Origin of the sequence: Caulobacter sp. CCG-8 (assembly GCF_037402475.1) — a bacterium.
Lineage (GTDB): Bacteria > Pseudomonadota > Alphaproteobacteria > Caulobacterales > Caulobacteraceae > Caulobacter.
Map to the genome: position 1 here is coordinate 233,246 of NZ_JBBEUD010000006.1, position 14,202 is coordinate 247,447.

General features: G+C 70.0%; 17 protein-coding genes. 7 read left to right on the forward strand and 10 right to left on the reverse strand.

Features of this window, described 5'->3' with window-relative positions; all coding sequences use genetic code 11:
• Window positions 1-17 precede the first annotated feature (17 nt).
• Together WAE60_RS08075 and WAE60_RS08080 are read right to left on the reverse strand one after the other, a co-directional pair.
• A complete protein-coding gene (locus WAE60_RS08075) occupies window positions 18-1,622 on the reverse strand; it encodes a cisplatin damage response ATP-dependent DNA ligase (protein WP_337685684.1) in 1,605 nt (534 codons plus the stop codon).
• Window positions 1,623-1,666: 44 nt separating this feature from the next.
• Window positions 1,667-2,395, reverse strand: coding sequence for a hypothetical protein (locus tag WAE60_RS08080; RefSeq protein ID WP_337685686.1), 729 nt, complete (start codon window positions 2,393-2,395; stop codon window positions 1,667-1,669).
• Between the two features lie 118 nt (window positions 2,396-2,513).
• Between WAE60_RS08080 and WAE60_RS08085 the strand changes: the two genes are divergently transcribed.
• Both WAE60_RS08085 and WAE60_RS08090 read left to right on the forward strand, forming a co-directional pair.
• A complete protein-coding gene (locus WAE60_RS08085) occupies window positions 2,514-2,924 on the forward strand; it encodes a PaaI family thioesterase (RefSeq protein WP_029909546.1) in 411 nt (136 codons plus the stop codon).
• Window positions 2,925-2,990: 66 nt separating this feature from the next.
• Entirely contained in the window at window positions 2,991-3,953 is a 963-nt protein-coding gene (locus tag WAE60_RS08090) for a DUF2167 domain-containing protein (protein ID WP_337685687.1), read from the forward strand.
• Between the two features lie 2 nt (window positions 3,954-3,955).
• Here the strand turns inward: WAE60_RS08090 and WAE60_RS08095 are convergent, their stop codons facing one another.
• A complete protein-coding gene (locus tag WAE60_RS08095; protein WP_337685688.1) occupies window positions 3,956-4,963 on the reverse strand; it encodes a ligase-associated DNA damage response exonuclease in 1,008 nt (335 codons plus the stop codon).
• Window positions 4,964-5,004: 41 nt separating this feature from the next.
• Here WAE60_RS08095 and WAE60_RS08100 point away from each other — a divergent pair, with 41 nt between their 5' ends.
• The 3 genes from WAE60_RS08100 to WAE60_RS08110 all read left to right on the forward strand — a co-directional run bounded on the left by WAE60_RS08100 (window position 5,005) and on the right by WAE60_RS08110 (window position 6,231).
• Window positions 5,005-5,505 carry a PaaI family thioesterase gene (locus tag WAE60_RS08100; RefSeq protein WP_337685689.1) on the forward strand — a complete coding sequence of 167 codons (501 nt, stop codon included), beginning with the start codon at window positions 5,005-5,007 and terminating at the stop codon, window positions 5,503-5,505.
• On the forward strand, window positions 5,502-5,921 hold the full coding sequence (locus WAE60_RS08105) for a PaaI family thioesterase (RefSeq protein WP_029909533.1): 420 nt from the start codon (window positions 5,502-5,504) through the stop codon (window positions 5,919-5,921). The genes WAE60_RS08100 and WAE60_RS08105 overlap by 4 nt, the downstream gene beginning before the upstream one ends.
• 211 nt (window positions 5,922-6,132) lie before the next feature.
• Entirely contained in the window at window positions 6,133-6,231 is a 99-nt protein-coding gene (locus WAE60_RS08110; protein WP_231499412.1) for a hypothetical protein, read from the forward strand.
• Between the two features lie 36 nt (window positions 6,232-6,267).
• On the opposite strand, the gene WAE60_RS08115 is transcribed toward WAE60_RS08110, so the two are convergent.
• On the reverse strand, window positions 6,268-7,188 hold the full coding sequence (locus WAE60_RS08115; protein ID WP_337685690.1) for a histone deacetylase: 921 nt from the start codon (window positions 7,186-7,188) through the stop codon (window positions 6,268-6,270).
• A 79-nt stretch (window positions 7,189-7,267) separates the two neighbouring features.
• On the opposite strand from WAE60_RS08115, the gene tesB reads away from it, so the two are divergent.
• Window positions 7,268-8,122: an acyl-CoA thioesterase II gene (tesB, locus tag WAE60_RS08120; RefSeq protein WP_337685692.1), complete on the forward strand. Its 855-nt coding sequence runs from the start codon at window positions 7,268-7,270 to the stop codon at window positions 8,120-8,122.
• 4 nt (window positions 8,123-8,126) lie between these two features.
• Here tesB and WAE60_RS08125 read toward each other — a convergent pair whose 3' ends face one another.
• The 4 genes from WAE60_RS08125 to ffh all read right to left on the reverse strand — a co-directional run bounded on the left by WAE60_RS08125 (window position 8,127) and on the right by ffh (window position 11,989).
• A complete protein-coding gene (locus WAE60_RS08125) occupies window positions 8,127-9,182 on the reverse strand; it encodes a S41 family peptidase (protein ID WP_337685693.1) in 1,056 nt (351 codons plus the stop codon).
• Between the two features lie 107 nt (window positions 9,183-9,289).
• Window positions 9,290-9,844, reverse strand: a complete 555-nt coding sequence (gene rimM / locus WAE60_RS08130) for a ribosome maturation factor RimM (protein ID WP_337685694.1) — start codon at window positions 9,842-9,844, stop codon at window positions 9,290-9,292.
• Window positions 9,845-9,910: 66 nt separating this feature from the next.
• The gene (rpsP, locus tag WAE60_RS08135) at window positions 9,911-10,441 is read right to left on the reverse strand and encodes a 30S ribosomal protein S16 (protein WP_029909519.1); all 531 of its coding nucleotides are present in this window, start codon (window positions 10,439-10,441) and stop codon (window positions 9,911-9,913) included.
• 24 nt (window positions 10,442-10,465) lie between these two features.
• Window positions 10,466-11,989 (reverse strand): signal recognition particle protein, encoded by a 1,524-nt coding sequence (gene ffh, locus WAE60_RS08140; RefSeq protein ID WP_337685695.1) that lies wholly within the window; start codon window positions 11,987-11,989, stop codon window positions 10,466-10,468.
• A gap of 332 nt (window positions 11,990-12,321) precedes the next feature.
• Here ffh and WAE60_RS08145 point away from each other — a divergent pair, with 332 nt between their 5' ends.
• On the forward strand, window positions 12,322-12,744 hold the full coding sequence (locus WAE60_RS08145; RefSeq protein ID WP_337685696.1) for a CVNH domain-containing protein: 423 nt from the start codon (window positions 12,322-12,324) through the stop codon (window positions 12,742-12,744).
• A 50-nt stretch (window positions 12,745-12,794) separates the two neighbouring features.
• On the opposite strand, the gene WAE60_RS08150 is transcribed toward WAE60_RS08145, so the two are convergent.
• Complete coding sequence (locus WAE60_RS08150; protein ID WP_337685697.1) at window positions 12,795-13,187, reverse strand: VOC family protein; 393 nt, start codon at window positions 13,185-13,187, stop codon at window positions 12,795-12,797.
• Between the two features lie 12 nt (window positions 13,188-13,199).
• Window positions 13,200-14,192, reverse strand: a complete 993-nt coding sequence (locus WAE60_RS08155; RefSeq protein WP_029909508.1) for a TraB/GumN family protein — start codon at window positions 14,190-14,192, stop codon at window positions 13,200-13,202.
• Window positions 14,193-14,202: the final 10 nt, after the last annotated feature.

A 14,202-nucleotide genomic window follows, 5' to 3' on the forward strand; every position in this document is an offset into this window, starting at 1 on the left:
TGAGCCGAATTTGAAGATCAGTCCAGCATCCGCTCCAGGGTGGCCAGTTCGTCGGCCTCGCGCGACGGCTTGTCCCAGCGGATGCGGTTGATGCGGGGGAAGCGCATGGCAACGCCGGACTTGTGGCGGGTCGAGCGCTGCAGCCCCTCGAAGGCCACCTCGAAGACCAGGCCGAACTCCAGGTCGGCCCGCACCGAGCGCACCGGCCCGAAACGCTCGACCGTGTGGTCGCGCACGAACTTGTCGATCTGCTTCAGCTCCTCGTCGGTGAAGCCGAAATAGGCCTTGCCGACGGGGGTCAGATGGCGCGTCCCCGTCTCGTCCTCGCGCCAGACCCCGAAGGTGTAGTCGGAGTAGAAGCTGGACCGCTTGCCGTGGCCGCGCTGGGCGTACATCAGCACCGCGTCGATCAGGCGGGGATCGCGCTTCCACTTGAACCACGGCCCCTTGGGGCGGCCCGGCTCGTAGACGCTGTCCCAGCGCTTGAGCATCAGGCCTTCGGCGATGACGGGGTCGCCCGCCGGCGGGGCGGCGCGCAGGGCGGCCAACTCGTCCCAGGTCGCGAACGGCCGGATCGGCGACAGGTCGATGCGCGGGCTGGCGGCTTTCGCCACGAACGCTTCCAGTCGCTTCCGCCGCTCGGCGAACGGCAGGCCGCGCAGGTCGGTCTCGCCGTCCAGCAGCAGGTCGTAGGCGCGGATGCCGGCGGGGAAGGCCTGCAGCTGCTTGGCGTCCACCGTCTTGCGGTTCAGCCGCTGCTGCAGGTCGCCGAAGCTGGCCACCGCGCCGTCGCGCATCACCAGCAGCTCGCCGTCGATCGCCCCTTCGAAGGTCAGGGCCTCGACCACATCGGGGAAGGTCGCCGAGATGTCGTCGCCGGTGCGGGTGTAGAGGCGCTTCTCGCCCCGCTCGCTGACCGCCTGGACGCGGATGCCGTCCCACTTCCATTCGGCGGCGTAGTCGGCGGGGTCCAGCTTGGCGAAGTCGACGGCCTCGTCGATCGCCTGGGCCAGCATCACCGGCCGGAAGCGGCCCGGCGCGTCGGGCGAGGGCTGTTCGGACCGCCCCTCCAGCCAGGCGAACAGGTCGCCGTAGGGCGGGGCCATGGCGTGCCAGACCTCCTCGACTTGGCCGACCTCCACCTGGCCGAAGTCGGCGCAGGCCTGCTTGGCCAGCCGGGCGGAGACGCCGACCCGCAGGCCGCCGGTCATCAGCTTCAGCAGGGCCCAGCGTCCGTCGGCGTCCAGGGCGTCCAGCCAGCCCTCGATCAGCCGCTGGACCTCGGCCCGCGAGGCGGTGCGGAGGCTCTCGACCACTTCGGACAGGTCGGGTTCGCGGTTGGCCCCGGGCTTCTCCGGCCAGACCAGGGCGACGGTCTCGGCCAGGTCGCCGACATAGTCGTAGGACCAGGCGAACAGCTGGGCGTCCATCCGGCTCTCGACCGCCTTGCGGATGAAGGCCGGCTTGGCCGCGTTGAACGACAACGCCCCGGTCAGGGTCGCCAGCACCCAGCCGCGCTCGGGATCGGGCGTCTCCGCCAAGAAGTCCTTGATCAGGGTCAGCTTGGCGTTGCGCGAGCTGGTCAGGGACAGCCGGTCGAGAAGATGGGCGAAGGCGCGCATGGGAAAGAAATGTCGCGCTTGCGCTTCGGTTCAAGTCGCGGACTTCAGCCCGCCCGGCTTTCGTCCAGCTGGCCCAGGATCATGATCTTCTGCCAGATCTTGCGGCCCAGGTCCGAGGTGAGGGTCTCGATGTCGTTGACGGCGGCGACGATCACCGGGTCGTTGGTCTCGCCGGCGTAGAGGGCCGCCAGCTTGGCGGTCAGGGCCAGCATCTCGGCGCAGTAGTCCAGGTAGCGGGCCAGCTGGAAGCGGCTCATCTCGCGGGCGGGCGACGAGGCCGTGCGCGGGCCCAGCACCAGGGTCGGGTCCTTGGTCAGCTGGTGCATGTCGATGACGTGGGCGAACGACCGCAGCTCGTGCAGGGATTTCTGGACCCGCGAACGCTTCCAGCGCGACTCCAGCGACACCAGGAACCAGATCGCCGCGCCGGACAGCAGCAGCAGGTTGACGGCCGGCTCCAGGCTGGTGGCCAGGCTCAGGGCTCCGGCGTTGCGCAGGCTGGCCAGCCAGTCCAGCCGGCCGATCAGCGCGGCTTCCGCGCCGAGCGCCAGGACCGCGATCACGGCCACCAGGGTCCGCAGGCCCAGATAGGGCCGCGACAGCCGCCGGGCCCGCCTGGCGGTGACCCGGGCCACGGCCGTCAGCTGGTCGCAGACCTCCGCCAGGCCGGACGCCGGGAACCGCTCGGTCACCCGGGCCTTCAGGTAATCCAGCGTCAGCACCACCTTGTCGGCGTCGAGCTTCAGCGCGCCGGCGCCGTTGCGATTGGCCATGCGATCCCCCGATCCGGTCCCGCTCGGGACAGGCTGACGCTAGCACGCCGCCGCCGCTTGAAGTCAATTCAAACATCTGTTTGAATGATGGGGTCCGAACGCCGGACAGGAGGCGACCATGACCCCGCCCGAACCCTTCGTCCCCCATCCCCGCAAGAGCCCGCTGACCACGCCGTGGGAGCCGATCTTCGCCGACATCCGCGACGATCGCTGGGTGCTGGCGGTGGAGGTGCGCGAGCCGCACACCAATTCGCGCGGCGGTCCGCACGGCGGCCTGATCGCCGCCCTGGCCGACAACGCCATGGGCCTGTCGTGCGGCGTGGTGCTGAGCCGGCTGAAGATCCCCAGCAAGGGCCTGATCACCGTCTCGCTGGGCCTGGACTACATCGCCGCCGCCCAGCTGGGCCAGTGGCTGGCCTTCGACACCGACTTCATCAAGCCGGGCAAGAGCCTCTGCTACGCCGAGGCCACGGTGCGGGCCGACGACAAGCCGGTGGCGCGGGCCCGGGCGACCTTCAAAGTCGTATAGCCCCCTCCCTGGCCAAGCCATACAACCTCCGCTAGCTTCGCCGTGGGGAATCTTTGGGGGTTTGTTTTGCGTCAGTTTCTCGCGCCCGTCGTGGCGGTCGTCTTCGTCGGCGCCGCCGCGCCGGCCTTTGCTTCGGATCAACCGCCGGCGCCGATCGCCGCGTCCCAGCCGGACATCTCCTGGCAGGACCGGCTCCAGCATCATACCGGGCAGATCGCCCTGCCGGACGCCCACGCCAAGCTGAACCTGGGTCCGGACTACTATTTCCTGGACGCCGCGGCGGCCAAGCGCGTCCTGACCGAGGGCTGGGGCAACCCGCCCGAGGCCGGCGAAGGCGTGCTGGGCATGATCGTCCCGACGCGGTTCAAGCCGCTCGAGGCGGCGTCGTGGGGCGCGGTGGTCACCTACCAGGACGTCGGCTACGTCTCCGACAAGGACGCCCGCAAGATCGACCAGCAGAAGCTGCTGGACCAGCTGCGCGAGTCCGAGGACGAGTCCAACGCCCGGCGCAAGGACGCGGGCTATCCGACGATCCACCTGGCCGGCTGGGCCGAACAGCCCTCCTACGATCCCACGCGTCACCTGGTGATCTGGGCCCAGGACCTGGCGATCGGCGGCGGCGAGGCCCACTCGCTGAACTACGACATCCGCCTGCTGAACCGGCAGGGCGTGCTGAGCCTGAACGTCATCTCGTCGATGGGCGACCTGCAGGACGTCCGGGCGGCCGCCGGCAGCATCGCCCAGGCGGCGGTCTTCGATCCCGGCTCGACCTATGCCGATCACGCCAAGGGCGACAAGGCCGCCGAGTTCGGCGTCGCCGGGCTGGTGGCGGCGGGCCTGGGCCTGGCCGCGGCCAAGAAGTTCGGCCTGCTGGCGATCCTGCTGATCGTGCTGAAGAAGGGCTTCGTGGTCATCGCGGCCGCCTTCGCCAGCGTCACGGCCTGGGTCCGCAAGGTGATGGGCGGCAAGAAGAAGACGGTTTCGGCCGGGTCCACGCCGCCGTCCGGCGGTCCCGACCTGATCAGCTGAGCCTACTCGCCCTCTTCCTCGTCATAGCCGACGAGCCTTAGCGCCCGGGCGGGGATGCCCTGGAGTTCGCACCAGCGCTCCAGGGCCTCCTCGCGCCCGTGGGTGATCCACACCTCGCCGGGGCGCAGCTCGTCCAGGGTGGCGGTCAGTTCGTCCCAGTCGGCGTGGTCCGAGATGATCAGCGGCAGCTCGACTCCGCGCTGGCGGGCTCTGGCCCGCACGCGCATCCAGCCGCTGGCGAAGCAGTCGACCGGATCGGGGAAGCGCCGGCTCCAGCGGTCGGCCAGGGCCGAGGGCGGGGCGACGATGATCGCGCCCTCGAAGTCCTTCTTCGCGCCCGTGGTGGCCGGGGCCAGCAGGCCCAGGTCCACGCCGTGCCGCCCGTAGAGGCGGTTCAGCCGGTCCATCGCCCCGTGGACGTGGATGGTCTTGTCCCAGCCCGCCTCGCGCAGCAGCCGGATCACCCGTTGGGCCTTGCCCAGGGCGTAGGCCCCGACGATGTGGCTGCGTTCGGGGAACTGCTCGACCGACTTGAGCAGGGCGGCGATCTCGCCCCGGTCGTCGGGATGGCGGAACACCGGCAGGCCGAAGGTCGCCTCGGTCACGAACACGTCGCAGGGCACGGGCTCGAAGGCCGGGCAGGTGGGGTCGCGGCGGCGCTTGTAGTCGCCTGAGACGACGATGCTCATGCCCTTCCAGCGCACCACGGCCTGGGCCGAGCCCAGCACGTGGCCGGCGGGGACCAGGCCCACCTCGACGCCGTTGTGGGTGAAGGTCTCGCCATAGGCCACCGGGTGGCGCTGGCCGGCGAAGTCCTCGCCGTAGCGCTCGGCCATGATCGCCAGGGTCTCGGGGGTGGCCGCCACCACGCCGTGGCCGGCCCGCGCGTGGTCGGCGTGGCCATGGGTGATCACCGCCCGGTCCACGGGGCGGACGGGGTCGATATAGAAGTCCCCGGGCGGGCAGTAGAGCCCGTCGGGCTTCGGACAGATCAGGTCCTGCGGTTTCATCGGCTGGATATGGGAACGCGCCTGGCTATAAACCTATCCCCATGAGCAGTGACGAACAGCACCGGTTCATCGCCGACGCGATGAACGCAGGCAGTCCCCAGGCGCGCGCCCTGGGCCTGGCGACCCTGGAGATCGGCGACGCGGTCGCCATCCTCAAGGCGCCGTACCGTCCCGAGATCGTCGGCGACCCGGAGACCGGGGTGATCGCCGGCGGGGTGGTCACCACCCTGCTCGACCACGCCAGCGGCCAGGCGGTGCACGCCGCCCTGGCCGAATGGACCTCGATCGCCACCCTGGACCTGCGCATCGACTACATGCGGCCGGCCCAGCCGGGCCGCGACGTCCTGGCCCGGGCCCATTGCTACAAGGTCACCCGCTCGGTCGCCTTCGTGCGGGCCGTGGCCTACGAGGACGATCCCGACGACCCGATCGCCGCCGCCCAGGCCGCCTTCATGCTGGACTCCAGCGCCGGCAAGAAGCCGGGCGCCAACCTCAAGCCGCCCCGCGCCAAGGCGTCGGGCGGACAGGGAGACGCCGCATGACCGACGCCGCCACCCGCCTCAGCGCCGTGCTCGGCTCGATCCCCTACGCCCGGTTCATCGGCATGCACGCCGAACTGGCCGGCGACGAGATGACCGCCATCCTGCCGTTCTCGGACCACATCGTCGGCAATCCGCTGCTGCCGGCCATCCACGGCGGGGTGCTGGGCGCCTTCATGGAGATGACGGCCCTGGCCCAGCTGTCGGTGGCCGAGCCGCTGAAACGCCAGCCCCGGACCATCGACGTCTCGATCGAGTACCTGCGCTCGGGCCGTCCGCTGACCACCTTCGCCCGCGCCCAGATCAAGAAGGTCGGCCGGCGGATCGCCAATGTGCACGTCGAGGCCTGGCAGGAGCAGCGCGCCGCCCCGATCGCGGCCCTGCGCGGTCATTTCCTGTTGACCTCCGCCGACGAGTGATCGACCCGCCGAACGATGGTATCAACGGTAAAAGTTTCCACTGTAACGATCGAAAACAATCACATTACACCTCTGTAATGCGGGTTGGCGGCATCAATGTTTCTTAAAAACGCTTCATGAAGCAAAGGTAACGGGTGTTCACCATCCCGCGGGCCTATACCCCTGATCACCGGACGCGGTCGTCGCGCCGGACTTTCAGGGAACCAAGACAATGACCTTCTCGAACAACGCCTTCTCGGGTTTCGCCAGCATCGTCCTGGCCATGCTGCCCCTCGTCGTGATCGCCGGTTCGCTCGTCTCGAGCTTCTAAGTGATCGCCGCGTAGCCTCCACCGGAGAGCGACCCCTCAGGCTTCGAGAGCCTTTCGGGCCGCCCGGTGGAGAAGGGCGTGACGATGCGCCAATCGATCGATGTCGGCGTCGTATCCGCCGCCGATCACCCCCGCCACGGGGATCCCCCTTTCCAGACATGAGCCCAGGACGAACGCCTCGCGCCGCGCCAGGCCCTCGTCGCTCAGGCTGAGACGCCCCAGCTTGTCGTCCGCGTGCGGATCGACTCCGGCGTTGAAGAACACCAGGTCCGGCGCCGTCCGGGCCAATAGGTCCGGCAGGACCTCCCCCAGCGTCTCCAGATAGGCCGCGTCGCCCGTGCCGTCGGGCAGGGCGACGTCCAGGTCGCTGACCGCCTTGCGGGCCGGGAAGTTCTTCTCGGCGTGCATCGAGAAGGTGAAGACGCTGGAATCGCCCTCGAAGATCCGCGCCGTGCCGTCGCCCTGGTGGACGTCGAGATCGACCACCAGCACCCGGCCGACCGCGCCCTCGGCCAGCAGTCGCCGCGCCGCCACCGCCACGTCGTTGAACACGCAGAAGCCCGCGCCCGTGTCGGCCTGGGCGTGATGGCTGCCGCCGGCGGTGTTGCAGGCGATCCCGTGCGCCAGCGCCAGGCGCGCCGCCGCCAGGGTGCCGCCCACCGCGGCCTGGGCCCGTTTCGCCACCGACTCGGTGTTGGGCAGACCCACCCGCCGCGCCACCTCGGCCGGCAGGGTCAGATCGATCACGCCGCGCACATAGGCCTCGTCGTGGACCAGCAGCAGGCTCTCCAGGTCGATCGGCTCGGGAAGCACGAAGCCCGCCGGGCCCGCCACGCCCTCGGCCTCCAGGACCGCGGCCAGGCGCGAGAACTTGTCCATCGGGAAGCGGTGGCCGGCCGGCATCTCGGCGCGGAAGGCGGGGTGGTGGACGATGGGCGGGGGAAAAGGCGTGGCCATGACGCAACGATGGTGAGCGCATCGCCCCGGCGCAAGCTCACGACTTGCCCTGTCCCGCCTGCGCGCCTAACGAACCCCCATGCGCACGCCCGAGAACCTCGCCGAAATCCTGACCCTCGAACCGATCGAGGTGAACCTGTTCCGGGGCGTCAGCCCCAATGACGGCTTTCCCCGCATCTTCGGCGGGCTGGTCATCGCCCAGGCCCTGATGGCGGCCTACCGCACCGTGCCCGACCGCATCTGCCATTCGCTGCACGCCTATTTCATCCGCCCCGGCGACGTGAACGCCCCGGTCCTCTACGAGGTCGAGCGGGCCCGCGACGGCGGCACCTTCACCACCCGCCGGGTGGCCGCGATCCAGCACGGCGAGCAGATCTTCAACCTGGCCGCCTCGTTCCAGACCCCCGAGGAGGGGCTGGAGCACCAGGCCGACATGCCCGACGCGCCCGAGCCCGAGAGCCTGCCGACCGAGGCGGAATATCTGCGCTCGCTGGGCGACGATCTGCATCCGCGGTTCGTCAAGCTGGCCGAGTTCCCCCGCCCGGTGGACCTGCGCTGGGTCGATCCCCAGCACCCCACCAAGCCCGTGCCCAAGTCGTCGACCAAGCAGGTCTGGATGCGGGCCAAGGCGCCGATCGGCGACGACGTCCGGGCCCAGCAATGCGCCCTGGCCTACGCCTCGGACATGGCCTTCATGGAAAGCGCCCTGCGCCCGCACGGCCTGATCTGGACCACGCCGGGCCTGCAGGCCGCCAGCCTGGACCACGCCATGTGGTTCCACCACACCTTCGACTTCAACGACTGGATCCTGTTTTCGCAGGACAGCCCCTCAGCCTCGCACGGCCGCGGCCTGGTGCGCGGCCAGATGTTCACCCGCGACGGCAAGCTGGTGGCCTCGGTGGCCCAGGAATGCCTGATGCGGGTGCGCAAGTAGCCGCCTAGAGCGCCTGGTCGGCGATCAGGGCCTTGGCCGGGTCGGCGACGGCGTCGGCCCGTTCCTTTTCGGACTTCGGGGTCGAGACCAGGGGCTTGGCCGCCGCCAGGGCGCGGCGGTAGGCTTCGGTCAGGGCCCCGTCCAGCGGCGTCTCGACGTCCGGCTTGACGCCCACGCCCTCCCAGCCGCCGCCGGTCAGCGGATGGACCACCTGGCCGTTGGGGATGAAGGCCACCAGGCCGAAGCCCAGGTTCGGCTTGGGGCGGTTGGCCGGGTTGCCGCCGCCGCGCGTGCGGGTTCCGACCAGCACGGCCCGCTTGTTGGCCTGCATCGTGTAGGCGAAGGCCTCGGCCGCCGAGAAGGTCTGGCCGCCCACCAGCAGATAGACCGGCTTGTCGGCGTAGAGCGGGTCGCCGGGGCCCTGGCGGACATGACGGGACAGGGTCGTGGCCTTGCCGTCGGGATCGCGCCAGCGGATCGCCTCCATGACCAGCGGCGCGCGCGACAGCTGGCCCAGCAGCCGCTCGTCCGTCGCCCCGCCGCCGCCGGTGTTCTCGCGCAGGTCGATGATCAGGGCGTCGGTGTCCTTCAGCAGGCCCAGGGCCGCGTCGATCATCGCCGCGCCCTCCTCGCCCTGCTCGAAATAGCGCAGCTTCAGATAGCCGATATTGGCCGGCAGCCGGCGCGCGGCCATCAGGCCGTAGGCCAGGCGCTTGTCGACCAGGATCTCGTCGGCCTCGCTGAGCCGGACGGCCTGGGCGTTGGCGGTGGTCACCGTCACCTTCATGTGCTGGTCGCCCGAGACCTTCAGGGTCACCGCGCTCAGCGCGTCGGCCAGGGCGGCGCGGTCGTGGATGCGGACGAACTGCCCGCGCTGGGCCTTCAGCGCCGCCTGCACGGTCTGGGCCTTGGTGGGATCGAAGTAGCCGTTCAGTTCCGTGACCAGGGTGTCGACCACCTGGCCGGCCTGTTTCGAGGTCAGCTCCTCGGCGGCCAGGGCCGGTTGGGCCGAGGTGAAAAGCAGGGCGGTCGCGGCCGCCAGCCAGAGTCCTTTACGCAAGACAGATCCCCCTCCGTTCGGTTCGAAACGAGATGGCGGGGACCGGCGGACAAGGCCAGTTAAGCCTCTGTCATGACCTATTTTTCATGCGGACAAGGGCCTGGGCCCTAGCGATCGTCGTCCTCGACCGGGCCTTCGGGCTCGCCCACCAGGGCCGGCGGATCGGCCAGCACGAGGCCTTCGGCGATCTTCATCTCGGGCACGGCCGCGCGGGTGAAGGGCAGGTACCAGGTCTGGCCGCCCAGGGCCGGGGTGATTTCCAGCAGGTCGTCGGCGCCGAAGTTCTGGACGCTCTTGATCTTGCCGATCAGGTCGTTGGTGGCCACGTGGCGCACGGTCAGGCCGATCAGGTCGGCCAGGTAGAATTCGTCTTCCTCCGGCTCGGGCAAGGCCGAACGGGGAACATAGAGGCGCAGGCCGCGCAGGGCGTCGGCGGCCTCCTTGGTGTCGATCCCGGCGCAGCGGGCGACGACGCCGTCCTTGGCCACCCGGGCGCTGGCCAGGGTCAGGGCGGGCGAGCCGTCCTGGCGCGACAGCACCTTGAACTTGGTCAGGGTCAGCGGGTCTTCGGTATAGGTCGTGATCCGCACCTCGCCGCGCACGCCGAAGCCGCCGGCGACGCGGCCGACCAGGATCAGGGTCTGCGGGGACGATGCGGTCATGGTGCGGAAGCGCGCAAAAGAAAACGCCGCCGCCAGGGAGTCCCGGCGGCGGCGCTTCCGAAAGCCTTAGCCTTCGGTGGTTTCTTCCGAGGCCGGGGCTTCTTCAGCGGCGGCTTCAGCGGCCACTTCGGCGGCCGGGGCTTCTTCGGCGACGACTTCCGGCTCGGGAGCCGGAGCAGCGGCGGCTTCGGCGGCCGCGGCGGCGGCGGCTTCAGCGGCGGCCTTGGCGTCTTCCTTGGCCTGGGCTTCGGCGGCGGCGCGCTCTTCGTCGCGCTGGGCGCGCTCGGCGATGCGCTCCTGGGCCTTCTTGCCCGGGGCGCCCTTCTGCGGGTTGTTGCCGTGGGTCCAGGTGGTCAGGCCCTGGGCGGCCAGGAAGCGGGCGACGCGGTCGGTCGGCTGGGCGCCCTTCTTGAGCCACTCCTGGATGGACTCGACCTTCAGGGTCACGCGCGCGGCGTCGTCCTTCTTGAGCAGCGGGTTGTAGGTGCCGACCTTCTCGATGAAGCGGCCGTCGCGGGGCGAGTGGCTGTCGGCGACGACGATCGAGTAGTAGGGGCGCTTCTTGGCGCCGCCACGGGCGAGACGGATCTTCAGCATTTTCGTAGTCCTTGGTCTAAAGTTCTATTTCTTGAACGGGTTGAAGCCGGGCAGGCCCAGGCCGGAGAGGGGGTTGGGCTTGTCGCCCCCGCCCCCGAGACCCGGCATGCCGGGCAGCCCCGGAAGGCCTTGGCCTCCCGCTGCATTGGGATCGGGCGTCGGCATCTTGCCGCCGCCCATGGATTTCAGTCGGGCCATGTCGCCGCCGCCCATCATGGCGGCCATGCGGGCCATGCCCTTGCCGCCGTCCTTGGACATGGCCTTGAACATGTCGGCCATCTGGCGGTGCTGCTTGAGCAGGCGGTTGACCTCGGCGACGTCGACGCCGGCGCCGGCCGCGATGCGGCGCTTGCGCGAGGCGGCCAGGATGTCGGGCTTCTTGCGCTCCAGCTTGGTCATCGAGCCGATGATCGCCTGCTGGCGGCGGAAGATGCTGTCGTCGATGCCGCTCTCGGCGATCTGCTTCTTGACCTTCTGGACGCCCGGCAGCAGGCCCATGATGCCCTGCATGCCGCCCATCTTCTGCATCTGGTTCAGCTGGGCCGACAGGTCGTTCAGGTCGAACTGGCCCTTGGCCAGCTTCTTGGCCATACGCTCGGCTTCGGCCACGTCGAGGTCTTGCGCGGCCTTCTCGACCAGCGCGACGACGTCGCCCTGGCCCAGGATGCGGCCGGCCACGCGGCGGGCGTCGAAGACGTCGAGCGCGTCGATCTTCTCGCCGGCGCCGAGGAACTTGATCGGCAGGCCGGTGACGTGGCGCATCGACAGGGCCGCGCCGCCGCGGCCGTCGCCGTCGGCGCGGGTCAGGATCAGGCCGGTCAGCGGCAGGCGCTCGTGGAAGGCCTTGGCCGTGCGCACGGCGTCCTGGCCGGTCAGGCTGTCGGCGACCAGGATGGTCTCGGACGGCGTGGCGATGCGGGCGATTTCCGCCGCCTCGCTCATCATCGCCTCGTCCAGGGTGGTGCGGCCGGCGGTGTCGAGGATCAGGACGTCGTAGCCGCCCAGCTTGGCGGCGGTCAGGGCGCGCTTGGCGATGTCCGAGGCGCTCTGGCCCGGAACGATCGGCAGGCTCTCGACCTCGACCTGCTTGGCCAGCATGGCCAGCTGTTCCATGGCGGCCGGGCGGCGGGTGTCGAGCGAGGCGACCAGCACCTTCTTGCGCTCGATCTTGTTCAGCCGCAGGGCCAGCTTGCCGGTGGTGGTGGTCTTGCCCGAGCCCTGCAGGCCGGCCATCAGGATCACCGACGGCGGGTTCAGGGCCAGGTTCAGGCCGGTGGGGACCTCGCCGCCCAGCATGTCGACCAGGCCGTCATAGACGATCTTGACCACCTGGTCGGCGGGCTTGACCGAACGGATGACCGCCTCGCCCGAGGCGCTCTCCTTGGCCTTGCTGATGAAGTCCTTGACCACCGGCAGGGCGACGTCGGCTTCCAGCAGGGCGACGCGGACCTCGCGCAGCGCCTCGTCGATGTCCTTCTCGGACAGCACGCCGCGACCGCCGAGGCGGTCGAAGACCCCTGAAAGTCGCTCTGTAAGGCCGTCGAACATGCGGAACCCACGTCAAGAACAGTGACCAAACGCGATCAGCCCCCATGGACGATCACGTCGATGGGGGTCCTCGCCGTCCTCGTCCGGATGGATCCTGCGCTAACAGGCCGGGGTCGTGACGGTGGAGGCGCTGCTGATAAAGCGCCGGAAGCGCGCGCTTATGCACGAAAGGGGGCGGGGAGTCAAAGCGCGACGCCGGGCGAGCTTTGAAGGCCAGGGTTGTTTAGGCCTTGATGCAGCTCTCAAAAGTTGTGATATCAAATCATACGCGTATCGCGCGTATTCTCCGCGATGGACAACCCGTCGCGGCGGGCAACAAAAGGGAGGACACCATGTCCAAGATCTTCAATCTCGCCGGCGCGACCGCCATGGCTCTGGCCGGGGTCGGTTCGGCGCTGGTTCTGGGCGCGGCTTCGCCGGCGGCCGCGGCCAGCGGCTTCCAGAACACCTGCTCCAACATCGCCTTCGGCTACAGCGCCGCCAGCCAGGCGACGGTCAGCGCCATGTGCCTGCGCGCCGACGGCTCGGCGACCGGCTCGTCGCTGGTGCTGACGGGCATCACCAACCAGAACGGCACGCTCAAGCAAGGGAGCGGCGACAGCACCTTCCAGAAGAGCTGCGGCAACATCCAGATTACCGCCAACGCCCAGGGCGCCACCCTGTCGGCCCTGTGCCGCAACAGCGGAGGCGGCAGCAACGCCACCAGCCTGCCGCTGAACAACATCGGCAACAACAACGGTCGACTGACCTACTGATCTGGTCCACGCGGTTTCGGCCGGGGCGTTCACGCCCCGGTCGAGGCCGGCTAGCCGCGCAGCTCCAGGCCGTTGCCCTCGGGGTCGGTCAGGTAGAGCGAGGTCGCCTCGCCAGTTGAGCCGTAGCGTTCGCCGACGTCGCCGATCGCCACGCCGTGGGCCTCCAGATGGGCGCGGACGGTCTCGACCTCGAAGTCGATCACGCGCAGGCACAGGTGGTCCATGTTGTGGCCGTCGGCGCCCGGCGCGGCGCCGCCCATCTTGCCCAGCCGTCCGGCGACGTCGACCAGGTCGATCAGCTGGGCCCCGGCCCGCAGCTGCACCAGGCCGATGGCGTCCTGGCGGCGCTCGACCGCGCAGCCCAGCACCTGCGTGTAGAAGCGTTCCATCAGGGCGGGATCGCGGGCGCGGATCACCACGTGGTCGATGCCGAGCAGGCGCATGGCGGCGGTCTCCTAGCCGGCCGGGGAGGTGATGGTCGCGCCCGAGGCCTTCAGGCGGTCCAGCACGCCGTTGGCGGGCAGCAGGAAGGCCAGGTCGACCACGGCGACGGTCACGCCGGGGCGGGTCAGGGCCTCGTTCAGGGCGTCGGCGGACTGGCCGATCTGCTGGGCCAGCAGGCCGGGACCGCCGGGCGCGCGCGCCACGCAGCGCTGGATCGCCGAGGTCGAATAGCGGGCCCGCACGCTGGCCAGGTCGCCGTTGGCCCAGTCGGTCCCGATCGTGGTGTTGTGCTGGGCGTCGTATTCCAGCTCGGTCAGGGCGTCGTTCAGGCAGGCCAGGTTGGCCTCGTCCGACAGCTTGCCGGCGCTGGCGAGGATCGGGCCCAGGCGGTACTGGCTCATCGCCTTGACCTTGACGCCCTTGGCCTTGGCCATGCGCTCGATGGTGCTGACCGGCTTGGCCTCCGACAGGCCCGCCGCCTGGCGGAAGTCCGACAGCAGGATGAAGCCCGCCACGGCCGGCTTCCAGTCCTTGTAGGGCACGGCGGTGCGCTGGGCCTGCTCGCGGGCGTTGACGAACCGGGTCTTGAGGTCGGGCGGCAGGCGGTTCTCCAGCTTCTTGCCGAACGGCTGGCGCACGCCGCCCCCGCCCGTCAGGAAGAACTTGGTTATCTGCAGCGGGCCGACCGACGCCTCGGGCGGGACGAGCACGAGGCTGGCCTCGCCCAGCGCGCGGTCCAGGCGCGGGCTGTCCCATTTCAGCTGGTGCGGCAGGGGCGGGGCCGACCCGACCACATAGAGCTTGGCCTGGCCTTTCTCGACCAGCCACAGGGCCGGGCCGGGCGGGCGGGCGACGACCCACAGCTCCTCGACCACGGCGCTGCCGGGATCCTGCGGGACCAGCTGGACGGTCTGGGGCGCGGGCGCCTGGGCCGTCGCGGGGAGGACCGAGGCGGCCAGGGCGAGGGCCGCGCCGCCGATCAGCGCCGATATCCGTCGAACCATGACCGTCCTC

Bases quoted from the DNA above. Each gene is read 5' to 3' on its own strand.
- WAE60_RS08075 (WP_337685684.1), bottom strand. From the start codon at position 1,622: ATGCGCGCCTTCGCCCATCTTCTCGACCGGCTGTCCCTGACCAGCTCG.
- WAE60_RS08080 (WP_337685686.1), bottom strand. From the start codon at position 2,395: ATGGCCAATCGCAACGGCGCCGGCGCGCTGAAGCTCGACGCCGACAAG.
- WAE60_RS08085 (WP_029909546.1), top strand. From the start codon at position 2,514: ATGACCCCGCCCGAACCCTTCGTCCCCCATCCCCGCAAGAGCCCGCTG.
- WAE60_RS08095 (WP_337685688.1), bottom strand. From the start codon at position 4,963: ATGAAACCGCAGGACCTGATCTGTCCGAAGCCCGACGGGCTCTACTGC.
- WAE60_RS08100 (WP_337685689.1), top strand. From the start codon at position 5,005: ATGAGCAGTGACGAACAGCACCGGTTCATCGCCGACGCGATGAACGCA.
- WAE60_RS08105 (WP_029909533.1), top strand. From the start codon at position 5,502: ATGACCGACGCCGCCACCCGCCTCAGCGCCGTGCTCGGCTCGATCCCC.
- WAE60_RS08110 (WP_231499412.1), top strand. From the start codon at position 6,133: ATGACCTTCTCGAACAACGCCTTCTCGGGTTTCGCCAGCATCGTCCTG.
- WAE60_RS08115 (WP_337685690.1), bottom strand. From the start codon at position 7,188: ATGGCCACGCCTTTTCCCCCGCCCATCGTCCACCACCCCGCCTTCCGC.
- tesB (WP_337685692.1), top strand. From the start codon at position 7,268: ATGCGCACGCCCGAGAACCTCGCCGAAATCCTGACCCTCGAACCGATC.
- rimM (WP_337685694.1), bottom strand. From the start codon at position 9,844: ATGACCGCATCGTCCCCGCAGACCCTGATCCTGGTCGGCCGCGTCGCC.
- rpsP (WP_029909519.1), bottom strand. From the start codon at position 10,441: ATGCTGAAGATCCGTCTCGCCCGTGGCGGCGCCAAGAAGCGCCCCTAC.
- ffh (WP_337685695.1), bottom strand. From the start codon at position 11,989: ATGTTCGACGGCCTTACAGAGCGACTTTCAGGGGTCTTCGACCGCCTC.
- WAE60_RS08145 (WP_337685696.1), top strand. From the start codon at position 12,322: ATGTCCAAGATCTTCAATCTCGCCGGCGCGACCGCCATGGCTCTGGCC.
- WAE60_RS08150 (WP_337685697.1), bottom strand. From the start codon at position 13,187: ATGCGCCTGCTCGGCATCGACCACGTGGTGATCCGCGCCCGCGATCCC.
- WAE60_RS08155 (WP_029909508.1), bottom strand. From the start codon at position 14,192: ATGGTTCGACGGATATCGGCGCTGATCGGCGGCGCGGCCCTCGCCCTG.